The organism is Mesorhizobium sp. M0590, from assembly GCF_040320905.1.
Classification (GTDB): domain Bacteria; phylum Pseudomonadota; class Alphaproteobacteria; order Rhizobiales; family Rhizobiaceae; genus Mesorhizobium.
Genome location: NZ_JAMYQN010000004.1, coordinates 198,648 through 222,730, shown reverse-complemented (window position 1 = coordinate 222,730; position 24,083 = coordinate 198,648). Strand labels below are relative to the sequence as shown.

The window sequence follows — 24,083 nt, the reverse complement described above, 5'->3', positions numbered from 1 at the left end:
TCGGCGCTGGCGGTCCTTCGGTTCGGCGGTGATCAGCGGCAGCGCGTGGCAAACATCGTCAGCGTCGAGTAACCGGCAAGGGCTGGGCACGCCGAATGTGCCCGGCAGAGTCACCGGAACGGCGATCGTCGGGGATCGTCGCGCGCAGGTTCTGCAGGAACAGCAGCATGACGAAGCACGTCAGCACGATTGCTTCGACCAGTGTCCGTTCACCTGCTCGACGCTCGACGAAGGGAGTGGAGCCACTTTATTGGCCGGCAGATGTCACCCGCCAAACTGTGTTGCCGACGTCGTCGGCGATGAGCAGGGCCCCGGTTTTGTCGACAGCCAGGCCGACAGGCCGGCCGCGCGCCTTGTTGTCCTTGTCCAGGAAGTCAGTCACCACGTCGGTAGCGACGCCGCTCGGACGGCCGCCGCTGAATGGTACGAACACTACCTTGTAGCCATTGAAGCGCGTGCGGTTCCAGCTGCCATGCTCGCCAACGAAGGCGCCGCCGCGATATGCCTCGGGAAGGCTGGTTGCCGTATAGAAGGCCAGTCCCAGAGGGGCGACGTGGGAACTCAGTGCATAATCCGGAACGATCGCTTTTGCGACCAGGTCCGGACGTTGGGGCATGACGCGGGGATCGAGATGCTGGCCGTAATAGCTGTATGGCCATCCGTAGAAGCCGCCATCCTTTACCGAGGTCAGATAATCCGGCACGAGATTGGGGCCGAGCTCGTCGCGCTCATTGATCACTGCCCAGAGCGCCCCGGTCTGCGGCTCCCAGCTCAGGCCGTTTGGATTGCGCAAACCGCTGGCGAAAATGCGCGACCGGCCGGTGGCCCTGTCTACCTGCCAGATGGCGGCGCGGTTCTTCTCCGCCTCGATGCCGTTTTCGGCGACGTTGCTGTTCGAGCCGATGCCGACATAGAGCAGCGAGCCGTCGGGGCTTGCCACCAGACTCTTCGTCCAATGGTGGTCGATCGGGCCGCCGGGCAGGGCGGTTAGCGGCGTTCCGGGCACGGTGATCTTTGTGTCACCGGTGTTGTAGGGATAGCGGACGATGGAGTCGGTATTGGCGACGTAGAGATCGCTTCCCACCAGCGCCACGCCAAAGGGGGAGCTCAGGTGGTCGAGGAATACGCTGGTCAGCTCCGGCTTGCCATCGCCATCGGTGTCGCGCAGCAGCGTAATGCGGTTGCTTGGGCCGCTGTCGCCGCCCGAGGTGACCCAGGATTCGATCCAGCCCATCACCAAATCCTTGGGCCGTTTGATCGGTTCGCCACCCGGCGCCTTGGACTCGACCACCAGGACGTCGCCATTGGGCAGCACGTAAAGCGACCGCGGATGCTGCAAGCCGTGGGCATAAGCCTGGATCTGCAGCCCCTGCGCGACGGTCGCTTTTCGTCGTTCTTCCATCCGACCACGGAAGCGAGATGCATGGGCGGGAAGAAATATTGGATCGGCTCCGGCAGGTTTGGATTCGGCCCTATCTGACTGCTGGGATCCGGGTCGTTGCCGCTGCACGCTGCAAGAGTGATCGCCGCAGTGCAAATGAGGACGGACACCGCGATGCGCCTGGTCTGACCGATGGAGCTTGCTACGCGCATCAATCCGCCACTCCGACATGATGCCGGTACACCATGGACCAGCCCAGCCAACCAGTGAAGATGAGGATGAGCACGACAACCGCCGAGAGGATCAAGCCGGTAGGAACGATGGAGGTCCATGCATCGCGGGTGTGTACGAGCATGTTGATGATGGATAACGCCAGCGCCAGAAGATTGCCGAGCACGTGCGGCCAGGCGGGGGGCTGTGCCCTTATCAGCGGATTGGCCAGGAAATCGATCAGCCCCGCGATCGCTGCTAGGCAGCCCATGATCACGCCGATGGTAACCAGCCAAGCGGAGAAGTCAGCCCACATCATCTCCGCTGTTCGCCAATAGGCTAGATCCGTCAGCAGGGTGCCGACGAAGCAGGCGATCGGAAATGGCACGAGCATCGGATGAATAGGATGTCCTGCAATCCTGGCCGTCGAACGCGGATTGTCACCGACCATAATGCGCCATCCTTCCTATTCTCGTCCAAACAAACGCCGCCTGCCCGGCCTCCGGCGGCTGTTGCCGAGAGACCGGCAGACGACCGATAGATCCGTCAGGCCCAAAAAAGGGCGCTGGCTGGCTGCGCCTGTTAGGCGGCGGACTGGGTCGGCGGGTTCTGATACATCATCCAGAGCTCGATCGCCGCCAGCACGGCGACCAGAATGCCGATCACGACATGCACGGTCATCGCCGTGGTCGCCTGGAATCCAAGCACCCAGGGCGATGCGAGAACCCACAGTCCGACGACCAGGTTCACCCACTCTTCCCACACGGCAAATGCTGCGAGGGCGGCAACCGAAAGCACGACGATCAAGATTCCGCTGCCGAGGGCGTTCTGCGTCTGCGGGCCTGCCGCAAATGCGAAGATCCAGGGAGAGAAGAACAGAATTGCCCCAAGGATCAGGTTGGCTACGTCACAGAGCCTGGCGTTTGTCCACTGGTTCATGGCATCCTCCATAAGGAGCGTTTATGGCTCCCGAGTTCGGCAAGGTGGTGCCTGAGTTCGGCGCGATGCGCCCGAAGCCGCTCACTCCGTGTCACGGCAGTGCCCTTGCCCGGCCGGAGTTGCGCATGTGGCGAACTCCAGTCAAATCCGGCTATCTAACTGAATTCCGGGCTTTATGTTCCATTGGGCACCGGCACGCCTGGATCAATTGATGGTGATCGAACAAATCCGAACCTGCCTGTCAGGGGGCGGCGGGGTGGCGGCGCGTAGCTCATTCTGTCTTTTTATCGAGCCGGTGAAACATTTCTCATGGATCGCAGTTCTTGGATCCAGAGGAGTTGAATAAGGGCAACCTGATTGCACGGGAGGAGCGCGGACGGCACAACTATAAATACGCTCTGCATAGAATACTTCGCAACTGGAAGCTCTCGCTTGTCTTGGTTGCCGCCGAAGCTTGTTTGAAAGACGGCGGTCGCCGCCGAAAAGATTTCTAAATGAAAATAGCCCAGATCGCACCGCTAACCGAATCCGTGCCGCCCCGAACCTACGGTGGAACCGAGCGAATTGTTTCGTATCTGACCGAAGAACTTGTCCGACAGGGCCACGAGGTGACGCTGTTCGCCAGCGCCGATTCTCGTACCTCAGCCGAGCTGGTGCGATGTTGCGACGTCGCGCTGCGCCTGAACCCCAGGGTCCAGGACGGTGGTCCCCACCATGTTATGATGCTTGAACGGGTGCGCCGGCGAGCCGATGAATTCGACGTTTTACATTTCCATGTCGATGTTCTGCACTTCCCCATAATTCGGGATTTTGCCAGACGAACGGTTACCACGCTTCACGGCAGGCTCGACCTGCCCGATCTCGCGCAGCTTTATGCGATGTTCGACGACGTTCCCCTGGTCTCGATCTCCTTCGACCAGCGCCGGCCCATGCCGCCCGTCAATTGGGTTGGAACCGTGCATCACGGCCTGCCCCGCGATCTTCTGCCATTCCACCCGAACACCTCTGGCTATCTTGCGTTTCTCGGTCGCATCTCGCCGGAAAAGGGGCCGGAAACGGCTATAGAAATAGCAGCGCGGGCCGGGTTTCCCCTGAAGATCGCCGCCAAGATCGACAAGGTGGACCAGTCGTTCTGGAAGGAAAGGGTCGAGCCGCAAGTGCTGCGGCATTCGAACGTGGAGTTCATTGGCGAGATCGATGAGCGGCAAAAGGCGGATTTTCTGGGCAATGCGATAGCGCTTTTGTTTCCGATCGACTGGCCGGAACCGTTCGGCCTCGTAACGATCGAAGCAATGGCCTGCGGTACGCCGGTGGTTGCGTTCCGGCGTGGCGCCGTCCCGGAGATCATCGATGACGGTGTGTCCGGATGGATCGTGGATACGGTGGAGGAAGCCGTAGGCGCGCTCCGGCGCATAGACAGCCTCGATCGCGCACGAGTGCGGCAGACGTTCGAGAAGCGGTTCACGGTCGAGCGCATGTGCAGCGATTATGTGGCACTCTACCGAGCACTCACGAGCGGCACGGCAGACGCAGTTGCCCCCACAAACGAGCTCTCCAGAAATATCGCGATGGTGGCTGTGCCGGGCTGAGGAACCGACTAATCCACATACAGACCACGACGGCGGAGTCCGGGAGCGCCTGCGGAGTCTTGTCGCCGGGCGCGGCGATCGCGCCAGAAGCCTTTGATCAGCAGCAAGCCTTCCCGGGGCTAATGCTTTCGCGAGCGGCGGCGCACTGCCGCCCGGTCCGGATTGACGCGCGCTACTTTCGCTGCAAAGGTGCTTTAACGACTTGTTTACCATGCGTCAGTCAGGGGTGGGGGGAATTTGGAACGGTTTCTGGGCGCGAACCGCCTTAATTGGGATGATCGGGCCGAACTGCACTCGACCGACACAACGGGCAGCTACCACATCGAGAATGTGCTGGCCGGCGGATCCAATCTCTATGAGCTGGAAACACGCGAGCTCGGCGATATCGCCGGCAAGGATATCGTCCACCTGCAGTGTCACATCGGTCTTGACACGATCAGCCTGAAGAATCTCGGCGCAGGCAGCGTGACCGGGCTCGACTTTTCACCGACGGCGATCGTGGCGGCGCGGGATTTTGCTGCGAAGGCAGGCACCGACGTGCGCTTCGTGGAAGCGCCACTGTTCGAGGCGGTGGAAGCGCTCGGCCGGACCTTTGACATCGCTTACGTTACTTGGGGTTCGGTAAACTGGCTGGACGACGTGTTCCGTTGGGCGCGGGTGGTTGCCGATCTTCTGCGACCCGGCGGCCGCCTCTACATGGCCGAGGGCCATCCATTGATGTTTCAGTGCGATCGAAAGGCCGCGGCCCTGGAATTGAAGCACGACTGGCGAACGCCGATAGCTCGGCCGCTCGCCTGGAACGAGGAACTGACCTACACCGGCGATGATCGCATCTTGAAGCATCCTCGCTATTATGAGTGGATTCACCCGATCAGTGACGTGGTGAATGCGCTGATTTCAGCTGGTCTGACGCTCGATTTTCTCAATGAGCATGACACGGTTTCGTGGCAGCACTTTTCATTTGCCGTGCGAGCCGGCAAGGATATGCACGGCTTGCCGGAGAACTCTCCCAAGATACCGATGGCCTATTCCATTGGCGCGACGAAGCGCAGCGTCGGCAAGATACCATACCTTGTGTCTCCCAAGCCGATCGAGGGCCACTAGTCCAGGTCAACGCCAGAGTACTCGGGTCGGAGCGTCGACTTGTGCAATCGCGCTCGCGCTCCTCGATCTTCCGAGCAAGCCAGGTCTAGCTGGCGTTTCATGTTGGTCCGCATCGTGCAGCCCGCCTTCAGCATCGCTGTCGGTATCGCAGCCGGCGTCAGCCGTCGGAAAATGAAATTTCTCAGGAGTATGAAGGTCAAATTAAACATTGAAAGCTAATGTTCCTCATCGGGTCGACCCCGAGAACCTGAAAATGGCACTTGAGGAATCGCCTATTGGCTTTTTTCCGCGCTAGGTTCAACGGCATCAAGGAGGCCGTCTTTTCGTCGGCAAATATTCCGGCGGCGATCGCGTTTGTCGTCATCCTTGTCAGCGCAGCGTTCGCGGAGCACCAGAACAAAATCGTCTCGGACCAGGCCGTCCGTGCGGACGTGCTGACCAAGGTCAATCTCATCCGCGCCAAGCTCGAAGGCAATATCAACGGAAACCTTCAACTCGTGCGTGGACTGGTCGCCGCGGTCGTGACCGAGCCCTATATGGGACAGCAACGCTTCGCCTCGCTCGCGAGCAATCTGTTTGGCGCCGACTCGCAATTGAACGATATTGCCGGCGCGCCCGATCTGGTCGTTTCCCTTATGTATCCGATGGAGGGTAACGAGCAGGCGATGGGTCTGGACTACCGCAAGAACGAGCGGCAGCGTGCGGCTGCGCTAAGGGCGCGAGACGAACGCAAGCTGGTGCTTGCCGGTCCCGTCGACCTGAAACAGGGAGGACAAGGCTTCATCGGCCGCTTTCCGGTCTTCGTGCCGAGCGCTGGCAATACGGAAAGGTTCTGGGGTATCATTTCCGCCGTTGTCGACGTGCAGCGCCTTTACAGAGCGAGCGGCTTGCTTGACGACGATCTCGGGATCGACGTAGCGCTGATCGGCAGGGACGCCCTCGGTCACCGAGGTGGTCAATTCTACGGCAATGAGGAGATCAGCAAAAGCGATCCGGTGACGGCTGACGTTTTGCTTCCTTCCGGCTCGTGGCAGCTCGCGGCCATTCCCAAAAATGGCTGGCCTTCGACGCCAAGCAACGCATGGTTGCTGCGCGCGATCATGGCGACGGCCGGAGCCTTGGTTGTGTTCCCTTTCCTGGTCACAGGCCGCCTGATTGGCGAAAGACAGCGCAATTATGCGGAATTGCGCCGATTGTCACGACGCCTTGAACTCGCTCTGGAAGCTTCGGCTATTGGGGTTTGGGAACACGATCTCGCGACCAACGAGCTTACGTGGGATGATCGCGTCAACGAAATATATGGCAAACCAACCGGCGAGCACCGGGGCTACCCAGACTGGGCGGGAGCAATCCACCCAGATGATTTGGCTGGCGCCAACGCGGACTTCGACAGGGCGGTGGCCAGCGGACGACCATATTTGTCGGAGTACCGGATTGTGCGTCAGGATGGCGAGATCCGTCATGTCCGGTCCAAGGCGATCCTTTACCGGGTCGCAAACGACACCCCAAAAATGATCGGCGCGGAATGGGACGTGACTGCCGACGTCCTGCTGAACAAGGATCTGGTTCGTGCAAAACAGCTGTCCGAGTCGAAAAATGCAGAACTCGAGTCGGCCAAAGCGCGCATAGAGCACATCGCGCTTCATGATTCGCTGACCGGCTTGCCCAACCGGCGTTACCTCGACCAGGTACTGGAACATTACGCGGCAAACGCCAGGCGCTCAGGCGGGCACGCGGCACTGCTTCACATAGATCTGGATCGGTTCAAGCACATCAACGATACGCTGGGCCACGCCGCCGGTGACGCGATGTTGGTTCACGCGTCAACCGTGCTCAGGTCGAAGGTCGGCGACGAGGGATTCGTCGCCCGTATCGGGGGAGACGAATTCATCGTTCTGTGCGTGGTGCGCGACGATACCAAGCAACTGGCGCTGCTCGCCGACCGCATCATCAGCCAGATGCGCGAACCCGTCTACTATCAGGGTCATCGATGCCGTTTTGGGGTCAGCGTGGGAATCGCTGTCGATAACGCAAAAGATGTCGAAGCCAAACACCTGCTGGTGAACGCCGATATCGCGCTTTACCGAGCAAAGGGGCGGGGCCGCAATCGATACGAATTCTTCACCGACGCGATGCAAAGCGAAATCGTCGATACTAAGCGGATTGCCGACGAAATTCTCGGCGGCCTCGAGCGCAACGAGTTCATCCCCTTCTACCAGCCCCAATTTGACGCAAAGACGCTCGAAATCGTTGGGGTTGAGGCGCTGGCGAGGTGGAAACATCCAACAAAGGGTATTTTGGCGCCCGACGTCTTCCTGAGAATTGCAGAAGAACTGAACGTCGTCTCGATCATCGACCAAGCCATATTGAAGCAATCGCTTTCGGATTTCGAAGAGTGGTCCGCTGCAAAACTTCACATTCCGCGGGTGTCGGTCAATGTCTCGGCCAGGCGCCTTCAAGACGAGGAGCTCATCAAGAGCCTGCGAGAACAAAATATCAAGAAAGGAACAGTTTCGTTCGAGCTTGTTGAGTCGATTTTCCTGGACGAGAACGACGACCTTGTCACCTGGAATATCGAGCAGATAAAAGAGCTGGGGATTGACGTCGAAATAGACGATTTTGGTACCGGCTACGCTTCGATGGTCAGTTTGCTGAAGTTGCAGCCGCGCCGGCTGAAGATAGATCGGCAGCTGGTCACACCAATCGTCAAATCGCCGCAGAGAAGGCAGGTTGTCTCGTCGATCATTGAAATCGGCAAGTCGCTGGGTATCGAGGTCGTGGCGGAAGGCGTCGAGACGATGCAGCATGCACGGCTACTCGAGGGCCTGGGCTGCGACATATTGCAGGGTTATGCCTTCGGCCACGCATTCGATTCCGAGGGACTTAAGACCTTTGTCCGATCGCGACGCCTGCGCACGGCCAGCTGAGCCTCGGCGCCAGAATTTATCACGTTGCGGTACAGAGGCGCACAGCGGACAAAGCTGAAAACAACGCCAAACCTCAGATCAGCAGCAGGCCCTTCATGCTGGAGTGGCCTTTCCTGCCGATGATGATGTGGTCGTGAACGGCAATGCCAAGCGGTTTGGCCGTCTCTATGATTAGCTTGGTCATCTCGATGTCGGCGCGCGACGGCGTCGGGTCTCCCGACGGATGGTTATGCGCCAGAATGATCGCCGTGGCGGAGAGCTCCAAGGCGCGCCTGACCACCTCGCGCGGATAGACCGGTGTGTGGTCGACTGTGCCGACCTGCTGGACTTCGTCGGCGATCAGCGCGTTTTTCTTGTCGAGGAACAGGATGCGGAACTGCTCGCGCTCCTCGAAGGCCATCACCGACCGGCAGTATTCGAGAACCTGCGTCCAGGTCGACAACAGCTCGCGGCCGACGATCTCGCCGCGCGCCATGCGCTGCGCCGTTGCCGCAACCACCTTGAGGTCGAGCGCCACCGCCGGGCCGATGCCCTTCACCTCCTGCAGGCGCTCGACGGGCGCACCGAGGACCTCGGCCAATGTACCGAAGCGTGCCAGCAATGCCTTGGCGACCGGCTTGGTGTCGGCGCGCGGGATCAGCCGAAACAATAACAGCTCGAGCAGTTCGTAGTCGGGGAGGGTGTTGGTACCGGCGGCGAAGCGCTCGCGCAGGCGGTCGCGATGGCCGAGATAATGCGGCTTGTCTGCGGCCACCGCCTTCGCGGGCGATCGCACTGGCCTTTCGGGAAAGAAGGCCCGCTCGTCGTCGTCACCGTTCATGGCTGCCCCACCCAGCATTTGCCGGGCAAGGTAACGCCCGATCTGCCAGACACTAGGCCCGCAGGCCGGGGCGGTCGAGGTTTTTTGGCGACAGCGTGAAGATCTCGCAGCCGGTCTCGGTGACGCCGATCGTGTGCTCGTACTGCGCCGACAGCGAACGGTCGCGCGTCACCGCGGTCCAGCCGTCCGACAGCACTTTCACATGCGGCCGGCCGAGATTGATCATCGGCTCGACGGTGAAGATCATGCCCGGCCGCATCTCGACGCCTTCGCTGGCGCTGCCGTAATGCAGGATATTCGGCGCGTCGTGAAACAGCCGGCCAACCCCGTGGCCGCAGAAATCGCGCACCACCGAGCAACGCTCGGCTTCGGCATAGGTCTGGATGGCGGCGCCGATGGCGCCGGTTCGGGCGCCCGGCTCGATTGCCGCGATGCCACGCATCAGGCACTCATACGTGACTTCGAGCAGCCGCTCCGCGGCACGCTTGATCGTGCCCACCGGATACATGCGCGAGGAGTCGCCATGCCAGCCGTCGAGGATATAGGTGACGTCGATATTGACGATGTCGCCATCCTTCAACGGCTTGCTGTCGGGTATGCCGTGACAGACGACGTGGTTGATCGAGGTGCAGGATGATTTCGTGTAGCCACGGTAGTTGAGCGTCGCCGGAAGCGCGCCATGGTCCATCCCGAACTCGAAGACGAAGCGATCAATCGCTTCGGTGGTGACGCCGGGCGCCACAATCGGTACCAGTTCGTCGAGGCAGCGCGCGGTGAGATCGCAAGCCTTGCGCATGCCGACAAAACCTTCCTCGTCGTAAAGACGGATCTGGCCGGTGTTTCTGAGCGGTGCCGTGGCTGCGTCGAGATAGGTGACCATTTTTATCCGTCTTGCAGGGATGCGGGGCTGGATGAGCCTCCGCGAGAGAAACCTTCCCAGATTTGGCACTGGAAAGCGCAAGGTTCAAGGACGAACTGCCGGCGACGGCCGAAGACCGGCGATATTCATGCCTGGGAGCATTCTCCTTGCCTGCAGCGGCTCATGCTTCCGCCGGGTTCATCTGGCTACCGCAGTGACGACACATTTCTAGGCGAGAAGTCGGCCCAAGCGTTAGCCGCCACGGCAACTTTTTGCGACGAACGGCGCTGCTGCGGGGGTCGGTTCGGGAGAGATCGAATGGACAGACTGCAATTCGAGGTGCCGGTGCGGATCGCGCCTGTGCCCGGCCAGCCGGTCGAGGAAATCTACAGTGTCGAGCAGGCGCTCGATTTCCTGCAAACGTGGCCGGTTCGCCGGAAGGGACCAACCTACCAGGCCGCGTTCAATGCCTGTTTTGGCGCCACGGTGGACATCGTCGAGACCGAAGACGCATGGCGGGCCTTCATGGCCTTTTGCCGGGTGAGCGGCCTGCTTGCCAGGGACATGATGGTTCCGCGCAAGCGCGGCGGCGAGGCGAGGGGACTGCGGGCGTAGGAAGCCGTCGACACAATCCCCAGTCTGTCTTCGCCGCCTTTGCTGACATCCCCATCAGAGTGGGTAGGGTCCAGCAAAGCTTGCCAGCATCACGCTGGCGATAGACATATGCCAAGTTGAAATTGCTGGTACGCCCAAGGGGAATCGAACCCCTGTTACCGCCGTGAAAGGGCGGTGTCCTGACCGCTAGACGATGGGCGCGCTCAGATGTGAGCGCTTATAGTTGCGTCGCGACAAACCGGCAACCCGTCTGCCGCCGGCTGCGACAACTTTTTTCCTTTGGCTCCAAACCGCGTCTTTCCGACAGCCAAGCTGGTTTTTGCGGCATGATGCAACGCCGCCGAAGGGCCTTCGCGGTGACGGAAGATCCTCGCCCTAGCCGCGCCTGCGGCAACGCCAGTTCCAGTCGCGCTCCGGTCCGACATCGACGTGAACGGATTCGGTGTGGCAGTAGGTGCCGACGCCGCCGCGGCCCGGCATGGTGCGGATGTAGCTCGCCAGTTCCCACTTCGAGACGCCGGGGACCTGGATGTCGGCGGCAGCGCAGTACATGTGCAGCGAATTCTTGGCGCCGTTGGCGCGGCGGTTGCGGGCCGGATCGCGATAGCCGGAGGTGACCGTCATCTTGCGGCCATAGTGGCCTTCGATCGTCTTCAGCACGCGAACCAGCGACGGCTTCAAGCAGGCGACATCGACGCTTTCGTTCTGTTTCAGGAGGCCGTTGGGCGCCAGCCGGGCGAGGCCGGCGGCGGAGGCGACCTGGTAAGCGCCACCCGAACCTTCGTCTTCGTTGAGATCGACGTCACTCTCATCGTCGAGGCCGGATTTGCGCTTGATCTCGAACAGCGCCGTCTGGCGCACGCCGGGCAGCGCATCGGCCGTGAAGTGGCTGGTATCGCCCGTCGACACCAGCTGCACCGGCTTTTCAGCCGGATTGGCCGAGGCCAGGGTAACGGTGGGTTTTGCCGCAGGCGTCGCCTGCACGACCGTTGGCTGCCCGCCCGATCTGCTGTTGGCCGGCGATGCTGCCGAAGCGGGGGTGGCGCTGAACAGCGAGGCCAGGAAGTTTTTCTTCGGTGCGTAGGCCTGTGGCTGCGGCATCTCGCCGGCGGTCACATAGACCGGGTTGTTCATCGCCGGCGCGGCGGCCTTGGCGTCGGGCTTCGATGCATCAGCACTGTTCTGTGCCACGGCCTGTTCAGCCGCCTGCGCGTTCGCTTGCAGCGGCTGCGGCGTGTGTCCCGCGATCGTCTCGGCTGCCGTGGGAACGGCGATCGGGAAGCCGGCATCGGGCTTGGCCCCTGGCTTGGCCACTGGCACATAGGCCACCTGCTCGGGAAGGTTGGCGTCAGCGTCGGCATTCATCGTCATTTGTGCGGTCGTCATCTGCGACGATGATGCGGCCGTGCTGGCCTGGGGCGCACCGGCGGCCGTGCTGATTTCGGTAGCCGAGGTATTATAGCCTGGCATGCCGACCGACATGGTCGGGTCGCCGGCCGAGGTGCAGGACGCCAGGAGCACCGAGAAAAGCGCCGCCACAATGGCGCGGCTTTCTCCCTTCGCGAGGCGCGATCCTGCTGATCTCAAAACAAAATTCCCCCTCGATATCCGACCGGTTCGTCATTGGCGCGGCGTCGAAACGCCTCGTCGAAATGACCCTTGTTCCCCGAACCGGAAACGAGACCTGTGTCAAATCTGCAAGCCTCAAAGTAATTTGGCGGCTAGAGGATGAATCAAGGCTGCTCAGGGTTGACGGCACCATTTCGCCCGCTTTTGGCGGCGCGTCAACTCACCACACATTACAGATGGTTACACGCGCACCTTGACATAGGTGCCGGGGGCTTCGCCTAGAACTTGCATATGCTCGCCCGGTTTGCGGGCCGGTACGCGGGTATTGTCCTTGGCTTCGATCCAGCGTTGCCAGTGCGGCCACCAGGAACCGGGATGGTCGGTGGCCCCGGCGAGCCACTGGTCGAAGTCGCCGGCCGGCTTGCCGCCGGTCCAGTAGTGATATTTCTGCGCTGCCGGCGGATTGACGACCCCGGCGATGTGGCCGGAGCCGGCCATGACGTAATCGACCTCGCCGCCGAAATATTTCGAGCCGAGGAATACCGACAGCGCCGGCGCGATATGGTCCTCCTTAGAGGCGAGGTTGTAGACCGGCATGGTAACGTCCTTCAGCGAAACCGTGCGGCCCGCCAGTTCCATCATGCCTTGCGAAAGCCTGTTCTCGAGATAGCAATTGCGCAAATAGAAAGAATGGTTGGCAGCGCCCATGCGGGTCGAATCGGCATTCCAGTAGAGCAGGTCGAAGGGCAGGGGATCCTTGCCGCGCATGTAGTTGTTGACGACATAGGGCCAGATCAGGTCGCCCGAGCGCAGCATGTTGAATGCAGTCGCCATCTTGGTGCCGTCGAGATAGCCTTTTTCGTTCATCGCCTTTTCGACGGCCGCGACCTGTTCCTCGTCGACGAACACTTTTAGATCGCCGGCATAGGTGAAATCGACCTGGGTGGTGAAGAAGGTCGCCGATTTGATGCGGTGGTCGCCTTCCTGCGCCATCAGCGCCAGGGCCGCCGCCAGAAGCGTGCCGCCGACGCAATAGCCGATGGCGTTGACGTCCTTTTCGCCGGTGGCCTTCTCGATCGTGTCGAGGCCGTATTGCAGGCCCTCCCTGATATAGGCCTCCCAGCTCTTGGCGCCGTGCCGCTCGTCCGGGTTAATCCAGGAGATTACGAACACGGTGTGGCCTTGCTCGACCGCCCAGCGAATGAAGGATTTTTGCGGGTTGAGGTCGAGGATGTAGTATTTGTTGATCCATGGCGGGCAGATCAGCAGCGGCCGCTTGAGCACGGTGTCGGTAGTCGGCTCGTATTGCAGGATTTCGGCGACGTCGCTGCGGCCGACCACCTTACCCGGGGTGGCGGCGAGATTCTTGCCGATCTCGAAGGGCGAATAATCTGCCTGCCGCAGCTTCAGGTCACCCTTGCCCGCGGCGATGTCCTCGGCAAGCATCTTCATGCCGCGCACCAGGTTTTCGCCGTTGGAGGCGACAGTCTCGCGAAACAATTCCGGATTGGTCAGGATGAAATTCGACGGCGAGATGGCATTGGACACCTGCTTGACATAAAAGCCGGCCTTGTGGCGGGTGTGCTCGTCCAGGCCGTCGGCGTGCTCGACCAGTTCGGCCGCCCAGCGCGAGGTGACCAGATACGCCTGTTTGACGAAATCGAAGAAGGCGTTGCGGCCCCATTCCGGGTCCTGGAAACGCTTGTCACCGCGCTCGGGCTTGACCGCGTCCTCGGCGTCCTCGGCGCCGGCGCCGATGCGCTGGACGGCGTTGGCCCAGACGGTCATGTAGCCGGAAAACAGCCGCGTTTGCGCCTCCAGCGCGCGCTGCGGGTCGGAGAGCCAGTACTCGGTGAGCTTGGAGAACGTCTTCACCATGTCGACGACCGGCTCGGCGACGTGATCGCGCACCTCGCCCTTTTCCCGCGGCTCGGCCCATGCCGAGGCGGCCTTTCCGGCCTGCTCGATCATGCGGGCCATGTTCAGAGCGAAGCGCTCCGGGTCCTTCACCAGATATTGCTCGACGGTCGAAGGTTGGTCATCTTCCGCTTTGCCCGAATCGGGTGTTTTGGACATGGTTCGCGGGGTTCCTCCCGAAGCGTTTTGTTGACATATTACCATGGGATATCGAACAGGGTCCAATGTGCTCTAACCCGGCCGCCAGGAAAACAATATGACGATTAATATTGGCAAGAACGTTTTTTCCGGCACTGGTCGTTTTTGCCGCATGGCGCTCGTGCTGTTGGCGATGGCCGGTTGCACGAGCAGCAACATGGAAGGTGCGGCGCCCGCCACCGGCCTTGTCGGCGCGAAGGACACCGGTTCCTATCCGAACCTGAACATCCGGCCGCAGGTGGCGGCCGAGCAATTCACCGACGAGGAAAAGAACGCCAAGCTCGCCCAACTGAAGGCCGAGGAGCAGAGCCAGGCCGCCAAGGGCGGCGGCGTCAAGGTTGCGGACCAGGCAGCGCTGGACCAGCTGGCAAAAAAACACGGCGCCGAGGCGCTGAAGCAGATCGAAGGCAAATGCGACCCCGCTCTCGACCCTAGTTGCAAATAAGCTTATACGCGCGACCGCAACCTCACTGTCTGGAACTGCCATGGAAGAATTTCACAAGGTCCGCCGGCTTCCGCCCTATGTCTTCGAACAGGTCAACCGGCTGAAGGCCAGCGCCCGTTCGCGCGGCGCCGACATCATCGACCTTGGCATGGGCAATCCGGACCTGCCGACGCCCAAGGCCATCGTCGACAAACTCTGCGAGGTGGTACGCGATCCGCGCACGCACCGCTATTCGTCGTCGCGCGGCATTCCGGGCCTGCGTCGTGCCCAGGCCAACTACTATGCCCGCCGCTTCGGTGTGAAGCTCGACCCGGACAGCCAGGTGGTGGCGACGCTCGGCTCGAAGGAGGGCTTTGCCAATATGGCGCAGGCGATCACCGCCCCCGGCGATGTGATCCTGTGCCCCAACCCGACCTATCCGATCCACGCCTTCGGCTTCATTATGTCAGGCGGCGTCATCCGCTCGCTGCAGGTCGAGCCGGACGACGGCTTCATCCCGGCGTTGGAGCGCGGCATCCGCCATTCGATCCCGAAGCCGCTGGCACTGATCCTCAATTATCCATCCAACCCGACGGCACTGGTCGCTTCGCTCGATTTCTACAAGGAGGTGGTGGCCTTCGCCAGGAAGAACGACATCATCATCCTGTCGGATCTTGCCTATTCGGAGATCTATTTCGACGGCAATCCGCCGCCTTCGGTGCTGCAGGTGCCGGGCGCCATAGACGTCGCCGTCGAGTTCACCTCGATGTCGAAGACCTTTTCGATGCCGGGCTGGCGCATGGGTTTTGCGGTCGGCAATGAACGGCTGATCTCGGCGCTGACGCGAGTGAAATCCTATCTCGACTACGGCGCCTTCACGCCAATCCAGGTGGCGGCGGCGCATGCACTCAACGGCGACGGCGCCGACATCGCCGAAGTGCGCGACGTCTACCGCAAACGCCGCGATGTCATGGTCGACGCTTTCAGCCGCGCCGGCTGGATCATTCCCGCACCGGCGGCTTCGATGTTCGCCTGGGCGCCGATCCCGGAGCCGTTCAAGCACCTGGGCTCGCTTGAATTCTCCAAGCTCCTGATCGAGCACGCCGACGTCGCGGTGGCGCCGGGCGTCGGCTTCGGCGAGCATGGCGACGATCACGTGCGCATCGCGCTGGTCGAAAACGAGCACCGGATCCGGCAAGCGGCGCGCAATATCAAGCGCTTCCTCGCATCCAGCGCCAAGCAGCCGAATAACGTCGTGCCGCTCGCCGCGCATCGCTGATTTTCTACACATCAACCGACTGAATGGGGCGTCGCCGGACATGGCTGAAGCGTTGCGTGTTGGAATTGCCGGGCTCGGCACCGTCGGTGCGTCTGTGGCCCGCGTGCTGCGCGACAAGGCGGCCGAACTGACGCGGCAGTGCGGACGCGACATCGTCGTGTCGGCGGTTTCGGCCCGCGATCCCAAACGCGACCGCGGCGTTGATCTTGGCACAGCACAGTGGTTCGACGACGCCGTCAAGATGGCGCAGACCGCCGAGATCGACGTGTTCGTCGAGCTGATCGGCGGCGACGAAGGCCCATCACGCTCGTCCGTCAAGGCGGCGCTCGAGGCCGGCCGCCATGTCGTCACCGCAAACAAGGCGTTGCTTGCCAAACACGGCGTAGCATTGGCCGAGATCGCCGAGAGGAAAGGCGTGCTGCTCAATTACGAGGCGGCGGTGGCCGGCGGCATTCCGGTTATCAAGACAATGCGCGAGGCGATGGCTGGCAATTCGGTGACCCGCGTTTTCGGCATCCTCAACGGTACCTGCAACTACATTCTGACGCGCATGGAAGCCGAGGGCCTGTCTTTCGATGCCTGCCTGAAGGATGCGCAACGGCTGGGCTATGCCGAAGCCGACCCGACCTTCGACATCGAGGGTCACGACACCGCGCACAAGCTGTCGATCCTGACCAGCCTTGCCTTCGGCACGAGGATCGCCGCCAACGATATCTACATGGAAGGCATCTCCAACATCAGCCAGGCCGACATCCGCGCGGCCGGCGATCTCGGCTACCGGATCAAGCTGCTTGGCGTCGCCCAACGCACCGAAAGCGGCATCGAGCAGCGCGTGCACCCGACCATGGTGCCGACGGCCTCGGTCATCGCGCAGGTGCACGGTGTCACCAATGCGGTGGCGATCGAAACCGACATCCTCGGCGAATTGCTGCTTTCCGGCCCTGGCGCCGGCGGCAACGCCACCGCGTCGGCGGTGATCGGCGACATTGCCGATATCGCCAAGAGCCGGCCTGGCTTCCAGCATGGTCCGGTCTTCGGCCGGCCGGCGAAGGAATTGAAGCCTTACAAGAAGGCGCTGATGCGCAGCCATGCCGGCGGTTATTTCATCCGGCTGACCGTGCACGACCGCCTCGGCGTTTTCGCGGCAATAGCCAAGCGCATGGCCGACAACGACATTTCGCTGGAATCGATCGTCCAGCATGCCGCCGGGCCGGAAACCGAGGCACAGAAGACCGTCATCCTAGTGACCCACGAGACGACCGAGGCGGCGGTGCGCAAGGCCGTCGACGGCATCACCAGGGACAGCCTTCTGACCGACAAGCCGCAAGTCATCCGCATCGAGCGGGCCGGATAGCAGTCTCACATTTTGCGTTTAATCGATTGATATTGCTGCGCTTTCAAAAAGGTCCAGCGCAGGTCTTGCTGTTGTCACGGGGCTTTGACACAAGAAGCGCGTCTCTGGCGGGAGGCTAATGCATGTCGCCCAAAAGTGTGCAGCGGTTTTGGGACAACGACATGCATAATAAAAACAAACTGCCAACGAGGATTGTCCATCGATGAATGTGGCCCAGAACATTGTCGCCGGCCTCGACCGGATACTGACCATGGAATTGGTGCGCGTCACCGAACGCGCCGCGGTCGCGGCCGCCAGATTGCGCGGACGTGGCGACGAGAAAGCCGCCGACCAGGTCGCGGTCGATGCCATGCGGCAGGAGCTCAACCGTCTTGCCATCAACGGCGCGGTGGTGATCGGCGAGGGCGAGCGCGACGAGGCGCCGATGCTCTATATCGGCGAGGAGGTCGGCACCGGCAAAGGCCCGGCTGTCGACATAGCGCTCGATCCGCTCGAAGGCACGACGATCTGCGCCAAGAACCTGCCCAACGCATTGGCCGTTATCGCCATTGCCGAAAAAGGCAGCCTTTTGTTCGCGCCGGACGTCTATATGGACAAGATCGCGATCGGCCCGGGCTATGCCGACGGCATCATCGACATCGATGCCTCGCCGGCCGAAAACATCGCCAGCCTCGCCAGGGCCAAGGGCGTGCCGGTGGCGGAGATCACCGCCTGTATTCTCGACCGGCCGCGCCATGGCGCCTTGATCGAAGCCGTGCGGGCGACCGGAGCCGCAATTCGTCTGATCGGCGATGGTGATGTCGCCGGGGTCATCCATACCACCGACCCGGACGAGACCGGCATCGACATCTATCTCGGCACCGGCGGCGCGCCGGAAGGCGTGCTCGCAGCTGCCGCCTTGCGCTGCACCCGTGGCCAGATGCAGGGCAAGTTGATCCTCGATACGCCGGAAAAGCTGGCGCGCGCCGCCAAGATGGGCATCTCCGACCCTAAACGGATCTACCACACGCAAGACATGGCACGCGGCGACGTGCTGTTTGCCGCGACCGGCGTCACCGACGGCAATATGCTGGCCGGCGTCAAGTTCGGCCGCAATTTCATCACCACGCACACGATCGTCCTGCGATCGTCATCGCGGACCGTGCGCGAAATCAAGGCCAGGCACCAGGATCTGGAAAAGTTTTGATTTCGACTCAGTTAGCCGTTGCATACTGTGCGCAATGACAAATTGCAGACGGCGCGTCACGTGACGGGGGAAAGACGCTTTTTCCTCGATGTCAGGCAGTCGGCCACCGGCGTTTCCTGGGAACACCGGCTGACCGAGCGTCAGGACATGGCCGCGCTCGCCATCGCGCAAGGGTATGGCGTGCCCGATATCGTGGCACGCGTGCTGGCCGGGCGTGGCGTCACCGCCGAGCAGACCGAGCAGTTTCTGGATCCGACCATCCGCAACCTGCTGCCCGACCCGGCATCGCTGACCGACATGGACAAGGCCGCCTCTCGCATCGCCCAGGCGGTGATGGCCAGGGAAAAGGTGGCGATCTTTGGCGACTACGATGTCGACGGCGCCGCCTCATCGGCGCTGCTCAAGCGCTTTCTCGCGCATTTCTCGGTGCCGTCGGAGATCTACATACCGGACCGCATCTTCGAGGGCTACGGCCCCAATCCGGAAGCGATGCGCGAACTCGTTTCGCGCGGCGCGACGCTGATCGTCACCGTCGATTGCGGCACCAATAGTGCTGCTTCCATCGACGCGGCGAAGGCCGTCGGCGCCGACGTCGTGGTGCTCGATCACCATCAGGTCGGCGGGCCGTTGCCGGCGGCGACTGCGGTCGTCAACCCCAATCGCGAGGACGACCTTTCCGGCCAAGGTCATCTTTGTGCCGCCGGTGTCGTCTTCCTTTGCCTGGTGCAGACCGCGAAGATTCTGCGCAGCCGCCTGCCGGATGCCGCACCGCCGGACCTGCTTGGCCTGCTCGATCTGGTAGCGCTTGGCACCGTCTGCGACGTGGTGCCGCTCACCGGCATCAACCGCGCCTTCGTTGTCAAGGGGCTGCAGGTTGCGCGGCAGCAGAGGAACGAAGGGCTGGCGGCGTTGGCGCGGGTCTCGCGTATCGGCGAGCCGATCAACACGTTCCATCTGGCCTTTCTGATCGGTCCGCGCATCAACGCCGGCGGGCGCATCGGCGACGCAGCACTTGGCAGCCGCCTGCTTGCAACCGACGACCCGGTCGAAGCCCGCACCATCGCCGAGACGCTGGATCGGCTCAACCAGGAGCGGCAGTCGATGGAGCAGGAGATGCTGGCCGCGGCGCGCTCAGAGGCCGACGCCGAGCTTGCCGGCGGCAATGGTCCGGCCATCGTGGTCACAGCCAGCAGCAACTGGCACCCGGGCATTGTCGGCCTGCTTGCCTCGCGGCTCAAGGACCATGCGCGCCGGCCCGCATTTGCCATCGCCTTCAACGTCAATGGTGTCGGTACCGGTTCAGGCCGTTCAGTGTCTGGCTTCGACCTCGGCCGGCTGGTGCGCGAGGCTGCCGATGCCGGACTTATCGTCAAGGGCGGCGGCCACGGAATGGCGGCCGGCATCACTGTCGAGCGGGCGAAGCTCGGCGAACTCAGGGCTTTCTTCGAAGAGCGCGCGGCGGTGGATGTGTTCCGCCTGCAAGGCGAGGAGAGCCTGGCGATCGACGGCGCGCTTGCCGCCGAGGGCGCCACGCTTGCGCTGCTCGATGCGCTTGAGAGGGCAGGGCCGTTCGGCGCCGGGCATGTTGCGCCGGTGTTCGCGCTGCCGCGCCACCGGCTTGTCGATGCGCGGGCGGTCGGCAGCAACCACATCCGCGCCGACCTGCAGTCGGAAAGCGGCGGCCGCATCCAGGCGATCGCCTTTCGCGCCGTCGATACTGCGCTCGGCGAATTCCTGTTCAAGAACAGGGGCAAACCGGTGCACGTCGCCGGCTCATTGTCGGGCAATCACTGGAACGGCAACCGCACGGTGCAGTTCCGCATCGTCGACGCGGCGCTTGCCTGAGAGCTCGCTGCCGCCCTGCCTAAGCGAGGACGGTCTGCAGCCGGGTCAGGTCGCCGATCTGCGCCATCGTTGCCTGGTAGCCGATACGGATCGCTTCGTCGGCGCGGTGGAATTCGGTCAGGCCGATATGGCTGAGCTTCGGCTGCAGCGATATGTCCGGCGGGTCGCCGGCCAGCCTGGCGCGCGAAATGCGGTCCTGGATGATGTTGAAGGCCTCGACCATGACGCCGGTAATGCCGAGCCGCGTCTCGCGCGACTGGCGTTCGGGATCGGCGTGGCCGGCCCTCGGCGCGTCTTTCTCGATGACCAGCTCGCCGGCATTGTGCTTGATCACCGCGGCGCGGCCGAACAGATCGTAGTGAAGGTTCACCGCAACTACGAGCGGCTGCTCGTAGGCACGGCAGACCGAGACCGGCACCGGATTGACCAGTGCGCCGTCAACCAGCACGCGCCCATTGCAGGCGACCGGCTCGAACACGCCGGGCAGCGCGTAGGAGGCGCGCATTGCGGTGCTCAACGAGCCGCTCGACAGCCAGATCTCATGGCCGGTGCGGATTTCCGAAGCGACGCAGACGAATGGTTTTGGCAGGTCCTCGAAGCGGATGCCGGCTATGTGCTCGCGCAGCCGTGCATCGAGCTTCATGCCACCGAACAGGCCGCTGCCGCGTAGATTGAGGTCGAGAAGGCCAAAAATGCGCCGCCTGGTCAGGCTGCGCGCGAATTCTTCCAGCTCGTCAAGCTTGCCGGCAACATAGCAGCCGCCGACCAGCGCGCCGATCGAGGTGCCGGCGATCATCGACACTTCGATGCCGGCTTCGTCAAGCGCGCGCAGCACGCCGATATGCGCCCAGCCGCGCGCACAGCCGCCGCCCAATGCCAGCGAAATCCCTGTTTTGCCCGGAGATTTGGTTTCGGATGCGCCCGCGGCCGAGGAGAGGCCATTGGCCTCCCGAACGTCAGGTCTGTTGCGCAATGACGCCCAGTCGAGCATCACAATCTCCCTTGTCCCACGGCCATCCTATAGGCGGGCCGTATCGAAATCATGAATATACGTGGCTGAAGTGCTGCGAATGGTTCATATTGATGGTGTATTGCGCTTTCGATACGTTTTTTCCGCATCGAACAGTGGCTTGCTGCCGTCGCTGGCAAGTGTCCCTTTGCCATCGCTCAGCCCCACCGTCCGATAAAAGCATGAACGTCGGCCGGTGTGACAAGTTGCTTGGTGACCCAGCACTTTGACGCGCAACCATATCGCGTCCTGGTCACAATCCGTGAGCATCTCGACAACCTCCTGGACATTGCCCGAGGTTTCGCCCTTCTTCCACAGCGCGTTGCGCGAACGCGACCAGTAGTGCGCGATGCCGGTCTCGAGCGTCAGCGCCAGCGCCTCGGCATTCATGTGCGCGACCATCAGCAGCATGCCGTCTTCGGCATCGGTGACGACGGCGGTGACGAGGCCGCCGGCATCGAAGCGCGGCGAAAGGACCGTGCCTTCCTCAAGCGCCTTCTTGTCTGAGGGAGCTTTCGGGAACTCCAATGCAGACATTCGCCGGTCCTTATTTAACTAAGGTGGGGCGGGTCTGATCAGTTCCGCCGCCGCGCACCATGGTGACGAAGCGGACCTGCTCTTCGGGTGTATCCTTGAAGACGCCGGTGAAGGTCGAGGTCAGTGTGGTGGAGCCCTGTTTGCGGATACCGCGCATGGCCATGCACATATGCTCGGCCTCGAGCATGACGGCGACGCCACGCGGATTGAGCACGTCCTGGATGACCCCGGCAATCTGCGCCGTCATCGCTTCCTGGGTCTGCAGACGATGGGCGAAGATGTCGACGACGCGGGCGATCTTGGACAGGCCGACGACCTTGCCGTCCGGCAGATAGCCGACATGCGCCTTGCCGATGATCGGCACCATATGGTGCTCGCAATGCGAGTGGAACGTGATGTCCTTGACGATCACGAGGTCATCGTAGCCGGCGACTTCCTCGAAGGTGCGGCCGAGTTCCTCGGCCGGACACATGTCGTAGCCGTTGAACATTTCGCGGAACGCCTTAGTGACGCGCTTCGGCGTGTCGATCAGACCCTCGCGGTCAGGGTTGTCGCCGGTCCAGCGCAGCAAGGTGCGCACCGCGGCTTCGACTTCGGCCTCGCTTGGCCGGTCGGTGACCGGCTTTTCCATATAGGCCGACTGCGGCATGAGTTTCTTGATAACGGCGTCCATAAAGGCGTCTCCCGTAGTTCCTCTCTCAGGAGGAACGAGTTGAACGGACCACGACCTTTCGGGTGTCAGAAACTCGCCCGGTTTCCAGCCCGTAAGTGGCGTGAACAGATTTGGGCATGACGAGGTTTGTGGTCGCCTTGTCGATACCCGACTACCGCCATTATATATGTTCGTGCCGAGCGAAAGGAAGACGCCAGAGCGGCAATCGCTGTTCGCTGGGCGGCGACGGATTGGAAAAATATGATCGACGATGTCTACAATGCGAAAATTCTGGGTTTTGCCGGAAACATCGCACGGATCGGCCGGCTCGACCGGCCCGACGCAACCGCACGAGCACATTCCAAGCTGTGCGGCTCGACGGTGACCGTCGATCTGAAGATGGATGATGGCGTCGTCAGCGATTTCGCGCATGACGTGAAGGCCTGCGCGCTTGGCCAGGCGTCGTCGTCGATCATGGCGCAGCATGTCGTCGGCGCCAGCGCCGAAGAATTGCGCAGCGTGCGCGAGACGATGCTGAAGATGCTGAAGGAAAATGGCCCGCCGCCCGAAGGCCGCTTCGCCGACCTGAAATACCTGGAGCCGGTGCGCGACTATAAGGCGCGCCACGCCTCGACCATGCTGACCTTCGACGCAGTGGTCGACGCGATCGGCCAGATCGAAAAGAAGCGGGCGGAAGAGGCGGCTTAAACCTTGGCGAGAAAACGCCGGCTTTCGGCGAATTCCGCCCGGACCCAGTCGGCAAAAGCCCTGGCCGGCTCGGAAAGGTCATTCAGCCTTCTGGCCACTAGCCAATAGGCGCCCGACGCGACGTCGATGTCGAAAGGCTTGATCAGCGCGCCGGACGCAAGTTCTTCGCCGATCTGCAAAAGATCGCCCAGCGCGACACCATGTCCAAGCAAGGCTGCCTGATTCGAAAGCGAAGCATCGGCCAGCATCGGGCCGCGCGCAGGCACGGCATCAGCCGTCACGCCCGCCGCTTCGAACCAGCGCGCCCAAGCCTGACGGTTTTCTTCGTGCAGCAATGTATAGCGACCAAGGTCGATCGGCTTTTCCAGAGCTGGGCCGGATGCAAGAAGTGCCGGCGACAGAACTGGGGAATCGACGACCGCGGCAAGCTGTTCGGCTTCGCTGCGTGGCCATGAGGTGGCGTGTGCACTGAAACGTAGGGCAAGTTCGGGCTGATCGCTGCGAAACTCTATCAACCTCGGGTCGACCTCAAGGGAAACGTCGATGTCGGGTCGCAACTCGCGAAACCGGTTGAGCCGCGGCACCAGCCATACGGATGCGAGCGATGGCTCAACGCTGACACGTACCACGGACTGCGTCGGGGCCGCCGTCAATTCCGAAAGCAGCCTGTCGATGCCCTCGAAACTTCTGACCAACTGGTCGAGCAGCCGCCGGCCGGTGTCGGTCAACTCGACGCGGCGATGATGGCGGAAGAACAAAGGTTGGCGCAGGAAGGTTTCGAGCTCGCGGATCTGTCGGCTGATCGCCGCCTGCGAAACATAAAGCTCCTCGGCCGCACGGCTGAAGCTCAGGTGACGACCGGCTGCTTCGAAGCTTCTGAGAGCCGTCAGGGGGAGGTGTCCGCGCTTCATTCGCATAACTCAGAGTTATCTGACGTGGACGTTATTCTCGTTTGAAGAGC

Annotated in this window: 20 protein-coding genes, 1 tRNA gene and 2 pseudogenes; 10 read left to right on the top strand and 13 right to left on the bottom strand. The window is 62.0% G+C overall.

Annotation, left to right across the window (positions count from 1 at the left end):
* Nucleotides 1-47 precede the first annotated feature (47 nt).
* The 4 genes and pseudogenes from NKI52_RS09785 to NKI52_RS09770 form a co-directional block, all read right to left on the bottom strand.
* Nucleotides 48-241: pseudogene (locus NKI52_RS09785) on the bottom strand (efflux RND transporter permease subunit); the annotation flags it as partial.
* A gap of 6 nt (nucleotides 242-247) precedes the next feature.
* A pseudogene (locus NKI52_RS09780) lies at nucleotides 248-1,593 on the bottom strand (PQQ-dependent sugar dehydrogenase).
* Nucleotides 1,593-2,042: a DUF2231 domain-containing protein gene (locus tag NKI52_RS09775; RefSeq protein WP_023678897.1), complete on the bottom strand. Its 450-nt coding sequence runs from the start codon at nucleotides 2,040-2,042 to the stop codon at nucleotides 1,593-1,595. The pseudogene NKI52_RS09780 and the gene NKI52_RS09775 overlap by 1 nt, the downstream one beginning before the upstream one ends.
* Nucleotides 2,043-2,173: 131 nt before the next feature.
* The gene (locus NKI52_RS09770) at nucleotides 2,174-2,530 is read right to left on the bottom strand and encodes an SPW repeat protein (RefSeq protein WP_023678896.1); all 357 of its coding nucleotides are present in this window, start codon (nucleotides 2,528-2,530) and stop codon (nucleotides 2,174-2,176) included.
* 494 nt (nucleotides 2,531-3,024) lie between these two features.
* On the opposite strand from NKI52_RS09770, the gene NKI52_RS09765 reads away from it, so the two are divergent.
* From NKI52_RS09765 to NKI52_RS09755, 3 genes are all read left to right on the top strand, one after another.
* Complete coding sequence (locus tag NKI52_RS09765) at nucleotides 3,025-4,119, top strand: glycosyltransferase family 4 protein (protein WP_352454464.1); 1,095 nt, start codon at nucleotides 3,025-3,027, stop codon at nucleotides 4,117-4,119.
* 237 nt (nucleotides 4,120-4,356) lie between these two features.
* The gene (locus NKI52_RS09760; RefSeq protein WP_352697791.1) at nucleotides 4,357-5,223 is read left to right on the top strand and encodes a class I SAM-dependent methyltransferase; all 867 of its coding nucleotides are present in this window, start codon (nucleotides 4,357-4,359) and stop codon (nucleotides 5,221-5,223) included.
* Nucleotides 5,224-5,570: 347 nt separating this feature from the next.
* Nucleotides 5,571-8,150: a bifunctional diguanylate cyclase/phosphodiesterase gene (locus tag NKI52_RS09755; protein WP_352697849.1), complete on the top strand. Its 2,580-nt coding sequence runs from the start codon at nucleotides 5,571-5,573 to the stop codon at nucleotides 8,148-8,150.
* 73 nt (nucleotides 8,151-8,223) lie between these two features.
* Here the strand turns inward: NKI52_RS09755 and radC are convergent, their stop codons facing one another.
* Both radC and map read right to left on the bottom strand, forming a co-directional pair.
* The gene (gene radC, locus NKI52_RS09750) at nucleotides 8,224-8,970 is read right to left on the bottom strand and encodes a RadC family protein (protein ID WP_352568841.1); all 747 of its coding nucleotides are present in this window, start codon (nucleotides 8,968-8,970) and stop codon (nucleotides 8,224-8,226) included.
* A 52-nt stretch (nucleotides 8,971-9,022) separates the two neighbouring features.
* Nucleotides 9,023-9,850: a type I methionyl aminopeptidase gene (map, locus tag NKI52_RS09745; protein WP_352697789.1), complete on the bottom strand. Its 828-nt coding sequence runs from the start codon at nucleotides 9,848-9,850 to the stop codon at nucleotides 9,023-9,025.
* A gap of 297 nt (nucleotides 9,851-10,147) precedes the next feature.
* Here map and NKI52_RS09740 point away from each other — a divergent pair, with 297 nt between their 5' ends.
* Complete coding sequence (locus NKI52_RS09740) at nucleotides 10,148-10,444, top strand: DUF982 domain-containing protein (protein WP_023678889.1); 297 nt, start codon at nucleotides 10,148-10,150, stop codon at nucleotides 10,442-10,444.
* Between the two features lie 126 nt (nucleotides 10,445-10,570).
* On the opposite strand, the gene NKI52_RS09735 is transcribed toward NKI52_RS09740, so the two are convergent.
* The 3 genes from NKI52_RS09735 to phaC all read right to left on the bottom strand — a co-directional run bounded on the left by NKI52_RS09735 (nucleotide 10,571) and on the right by phaC (nucleotide 14,089).
* Nucleotides 10,571-10,645 (bottom strand) — tRNA-Glu (locus tag NKI52_RS09735).
* Between the two features lie 174 nt (nucleotides 10,646-10,819).
* Nucleotides 10,820-11,926: a YcbK family protein gene (locus NKI52_RS09730; RefSeq protein ID WP_352697847.1), complete on the bottom strand. Its 1,107-nt coding sequence runs from the start codon at nucleotides 11,924-11,926 to the stop codon at nucleotides 10,820-10,822.
* A 327-nt stretch (nucleotides 11,927-12,253) separates the two neighbouring features.
* The gene (phaC, locus tag NKI52_RS09725; RefSeq protein ID WP_352647803.1) at nucleotides 12,254-14,089 is read right to left on the bottom strand and encodes a class I poly(R)-hydroxyalkanoic acid synthase; all 1,836 of its coding nucleotides are present in this window, start codon (nucleotides 14,087-14,089) and stop codon (nucleotides 12,254-12,256) included.
* Nucleotides 14,090-14,240: 151 nt separating this feature from the next.
* Between phaC and NKI52_RS09720 the strand changes: the two genes are divergently transcribed.
* The 5 genes from NKI52_RS09720 to recJ all read left to right on the top strand — a co-directional run bounded on the left by NKI52_RS09720 (nucleotide 14,241) and on the right by recJ (nucleotide 20,216).
* On the top strand, nucleotides 14,241-14,573 hold the full coding sequence (locus NKI52_RS09720; protein ID WP_352647805.1) for a hypothetical protein: 333 nt from the start codon (nucleotides 14,241-14,243) through the stop codon (nucleotides 14,571-14,573).
* A gap of 40 nt (nucleotides 14,574-14,613) precedes the next feature.
* Nucleotides 14,614-15,831, top strand: coding sequence for an LL-diaminopimelate aminotransferase (locus NKI52_RS09715; RefSeq protein WP_352647807.1), 1,218 nt, complete (start codon nucleotides 14,614-14,616; stop codon nucleotides 15,829-15,831).
* Nucleotides 15,832-15,871: 40 nt separating this feature from the next.
* Nucleotides 15,872-17,185, top strand: a complete 1,314-nt coding sequence (locus tag NKI52_RS09710; protein WP_352647809.1) for a homoserine dehydrogenase — start codon at nucleotides 15,872-15,874, stop codon at nucleotides 17,183-17,185.
* A gap of 202 nt (nucleotides 17,186-17,387) precedes the next feature.
* Nucleotides 17,388-18,371, top strand: coding sequence for a class II fructose-bisphosphatase (gene glpX / locus NKI52_RS09705; protein ID WP_352697787.1), 984 nt, complete (start codon nucleotides 17,388-17,390; stop codon nucleotides 18,369-18,371).
* A gap of 60 nt (nucleotides 18,372-18,431) precedes the next feature.
* Nucleotides 18,432-20,216 (top strand): single-stranded-DNA-specific exonuclease RecJ, encoded by a 1,785-nt coding sequence (recJ, locus tag NKI52_RS09700; protein ID WP_352697785.1) that lies wholly within the window; start codon nucleotides 18,432-18,434, stop codon nucleotides 20,214-20,216.
* 19 nt (nucleotides 20,217-20,235) lie between these two features.
* On the opposite strand, the gene NKI52_RS09695 is transcribed toward recJ, so the two are convergent.
* From NKI52_RS09695 to folE, 3 genes are all read right to left on the bottom strand, one after another.
* A complete protein-coding gene (locus tag NKI52_RS09695; protein ID WP_023678882.1) occupies nucleotides 20,236-21,207 on the bottom strand; it encodes a patatin family protein in 972 nt (323 codons plus the stop codon).
* An 84-nt stretch (nucleotides 21,208-21,291) separates the two neighbouring features.
* The gene (gene hisI, locus NKI52_RS09690) at nucleotides 21,292-21,762 is read right to left on the bottom strand and encodes a phosphoribosyl-AMP cyclohydrolase (RefSeq protein WP_352568834.1); all 471 of its coding nucleotides are present in this window, start codon (nucleotides 21,760-21,762) and stop codon (nucleotides 21,292-21,294) included.
* Between the two features lie 10 nt (nucleotides 21,763-21,772).
* Nucleotides 21,773-22,435 carry a GTP cyclohydrolase I FolE gene (gene folE, locus NKI52_RS09685; protein ID WP_023678880.1) on the bottom strand — a complete coding sequence of 221 codons (663 nt, stop codon included), beginning with the start codon at nucleotides 22,433-22,435 and terminating at the stop codon, nucleotides 21,773-21,775.
* Between the two features lie 240 nt (nucleotides 22,436-22,675).
* Between folE and NKI52_RS09680 the strand changes: the two genes are divergently transcribed.
* A complete protein-coding gene (locus tag NKI52_RS09680) occupies nucleotides 22,676-23,122 on the top strand; it encodes an iron-sulfur cluster assembly scaffold protein (protein WP_023678879.1) in 447 nt (148 codons plus the stop codon).
* On the opposite strand, the gene NKI52_RS09675 is transcribed toward NKI52_RS09680, so the two are convergent.
* Nucleotides 23,119-24,033 carry a LysR substrate-binding domain-containing protein gene (locus NKI52_RS09675; protein ID WP_352697783.1) on the bottom strand — a complete coding sequence of 305 codons (915 nt, stop codon included), beginning with the start codon at nucleotides 24,031-24,033 and terminating at the stop codon, nucleotides 23,119-23,121. The two genes, NKI52_RS09680 and NKI52_RS09675, sit on opposite strands and share 4 nt — an antisense overlap.
* Between the last annotated feature and the right edge of the window lie 50 nt (nucleotides 24,034-24,083).

Coding starts and splice junctions, on each gene's coding strand:
- NKI52_RS09775 (WP_023678897.1), bottom strand. CDS start 2,042: ATGGTCGGTGACAATCCGCGTTCGACGGCCAGGATTGCAGGACATCCT.
- NKI52_RS09770 (WP_023678896.1), bottom strand. CDS start 2,530: ATGAACCAGTGGACAAACGCCAGGCTCTGTGACGTAGCCAACCTGATC.
- NKI52_RS09765 (WP_352454464.1), top strand. CDS start 3,025: ATGAAAATAGCCCAGATCGCACCGCTAACCGAATCCGTGCCGCCCCGA.
- radC (WP_352568841.1), bottom strand. CDS start 8,970: ATGAACGGTGACGACGACGAGCGGGCCTTCTTTCCCGAAAGGCCAGTG.
- map (WP_352697789.1), bottom strand. CDS start 9,850: ATGGTCACCTATCTCGACGCAGCCACGGCACCGCTCAGAAACACCGGC.
- NKI52_RS09740 (WP_023678889.1), top strand. CDS start 10,148: ATGGACAGACTGCAATTCGAGGTGCCGGTGCGGATCGCGCCTGTGCCC.
- NKI52_RS09730 (WP_352697847.1), bottom strand. CDS start 11,926: ATGTCGGTCGGCATGCCAGGCTATAATACCTCGGCTACCGAAATCAGC.
- phaC (WP_352647803.1), bottom strand. CDS start 14,089: ATGTCCAAAACACCCGATTCGGGCAAAGCGGAAGATGACCAACCTTCG.
- NKI52_RS09720 (WP_352647805.1), top strand. CDS start 14,241: ATGGCGCTCGTGCTGTTGGCGATGGCCGGTTGCACGAGCAGCAACATG.
- NKI52_RS09715 (WP_352647807.1), top strand. CDS start 14,614: ATGGAAGAATTTCACAAGGTCCGCCGGCTTCCGCCCTATGTCTTCGAA.
- NKI52_RS09710 (WP_352647809.1), top strand. CDS start 15,872: ATGGCTGAAGCGTTGCGTGTTGGAATTGCCGGGCTCGGCACCGTCGGT.
- glpX (WP_352697787.1), top strand. CDS start 17,388: ATGAATGTGGCCCAGAACATTGTCGCCGGCCTCGACCGGATACTGACC.
- NKI52_RS09695 (WP_023678882.1), bottom strand. CDS start 21,207: ATGCTCGACTGGGCGTCATTGCGCAACAGACCTGACGTTCGGGAGGCC.
- hisI (WP_352568834.1), bottom strand. CDS start 21,762: ATGTCTGCATTGGAGTTCCCGAAAGCTCCCTCAGACAAGAAGGCGCTT.
- folE (WP_023678880.1), bottom strand. CDS start 22,435: ATGGACGCCGTTATCAAGAAACTCATGCCGCAGTCGGCCTATATGGAA.
- NKI52_RS09680 (WP_023678879.1), top strand. CDS start 22,676: ATGATCGACGATGTCTACAATGCGAAAATTCTGGGTTTTGCCGGAAAC.
- NKI52_RS09675 (WP_352697783.1), bottom strand. CDS start 24,033: ATGAAGCGCGGACACCTCCCCCTGACGGCTCTCAGAAGCTTCGAAGCA.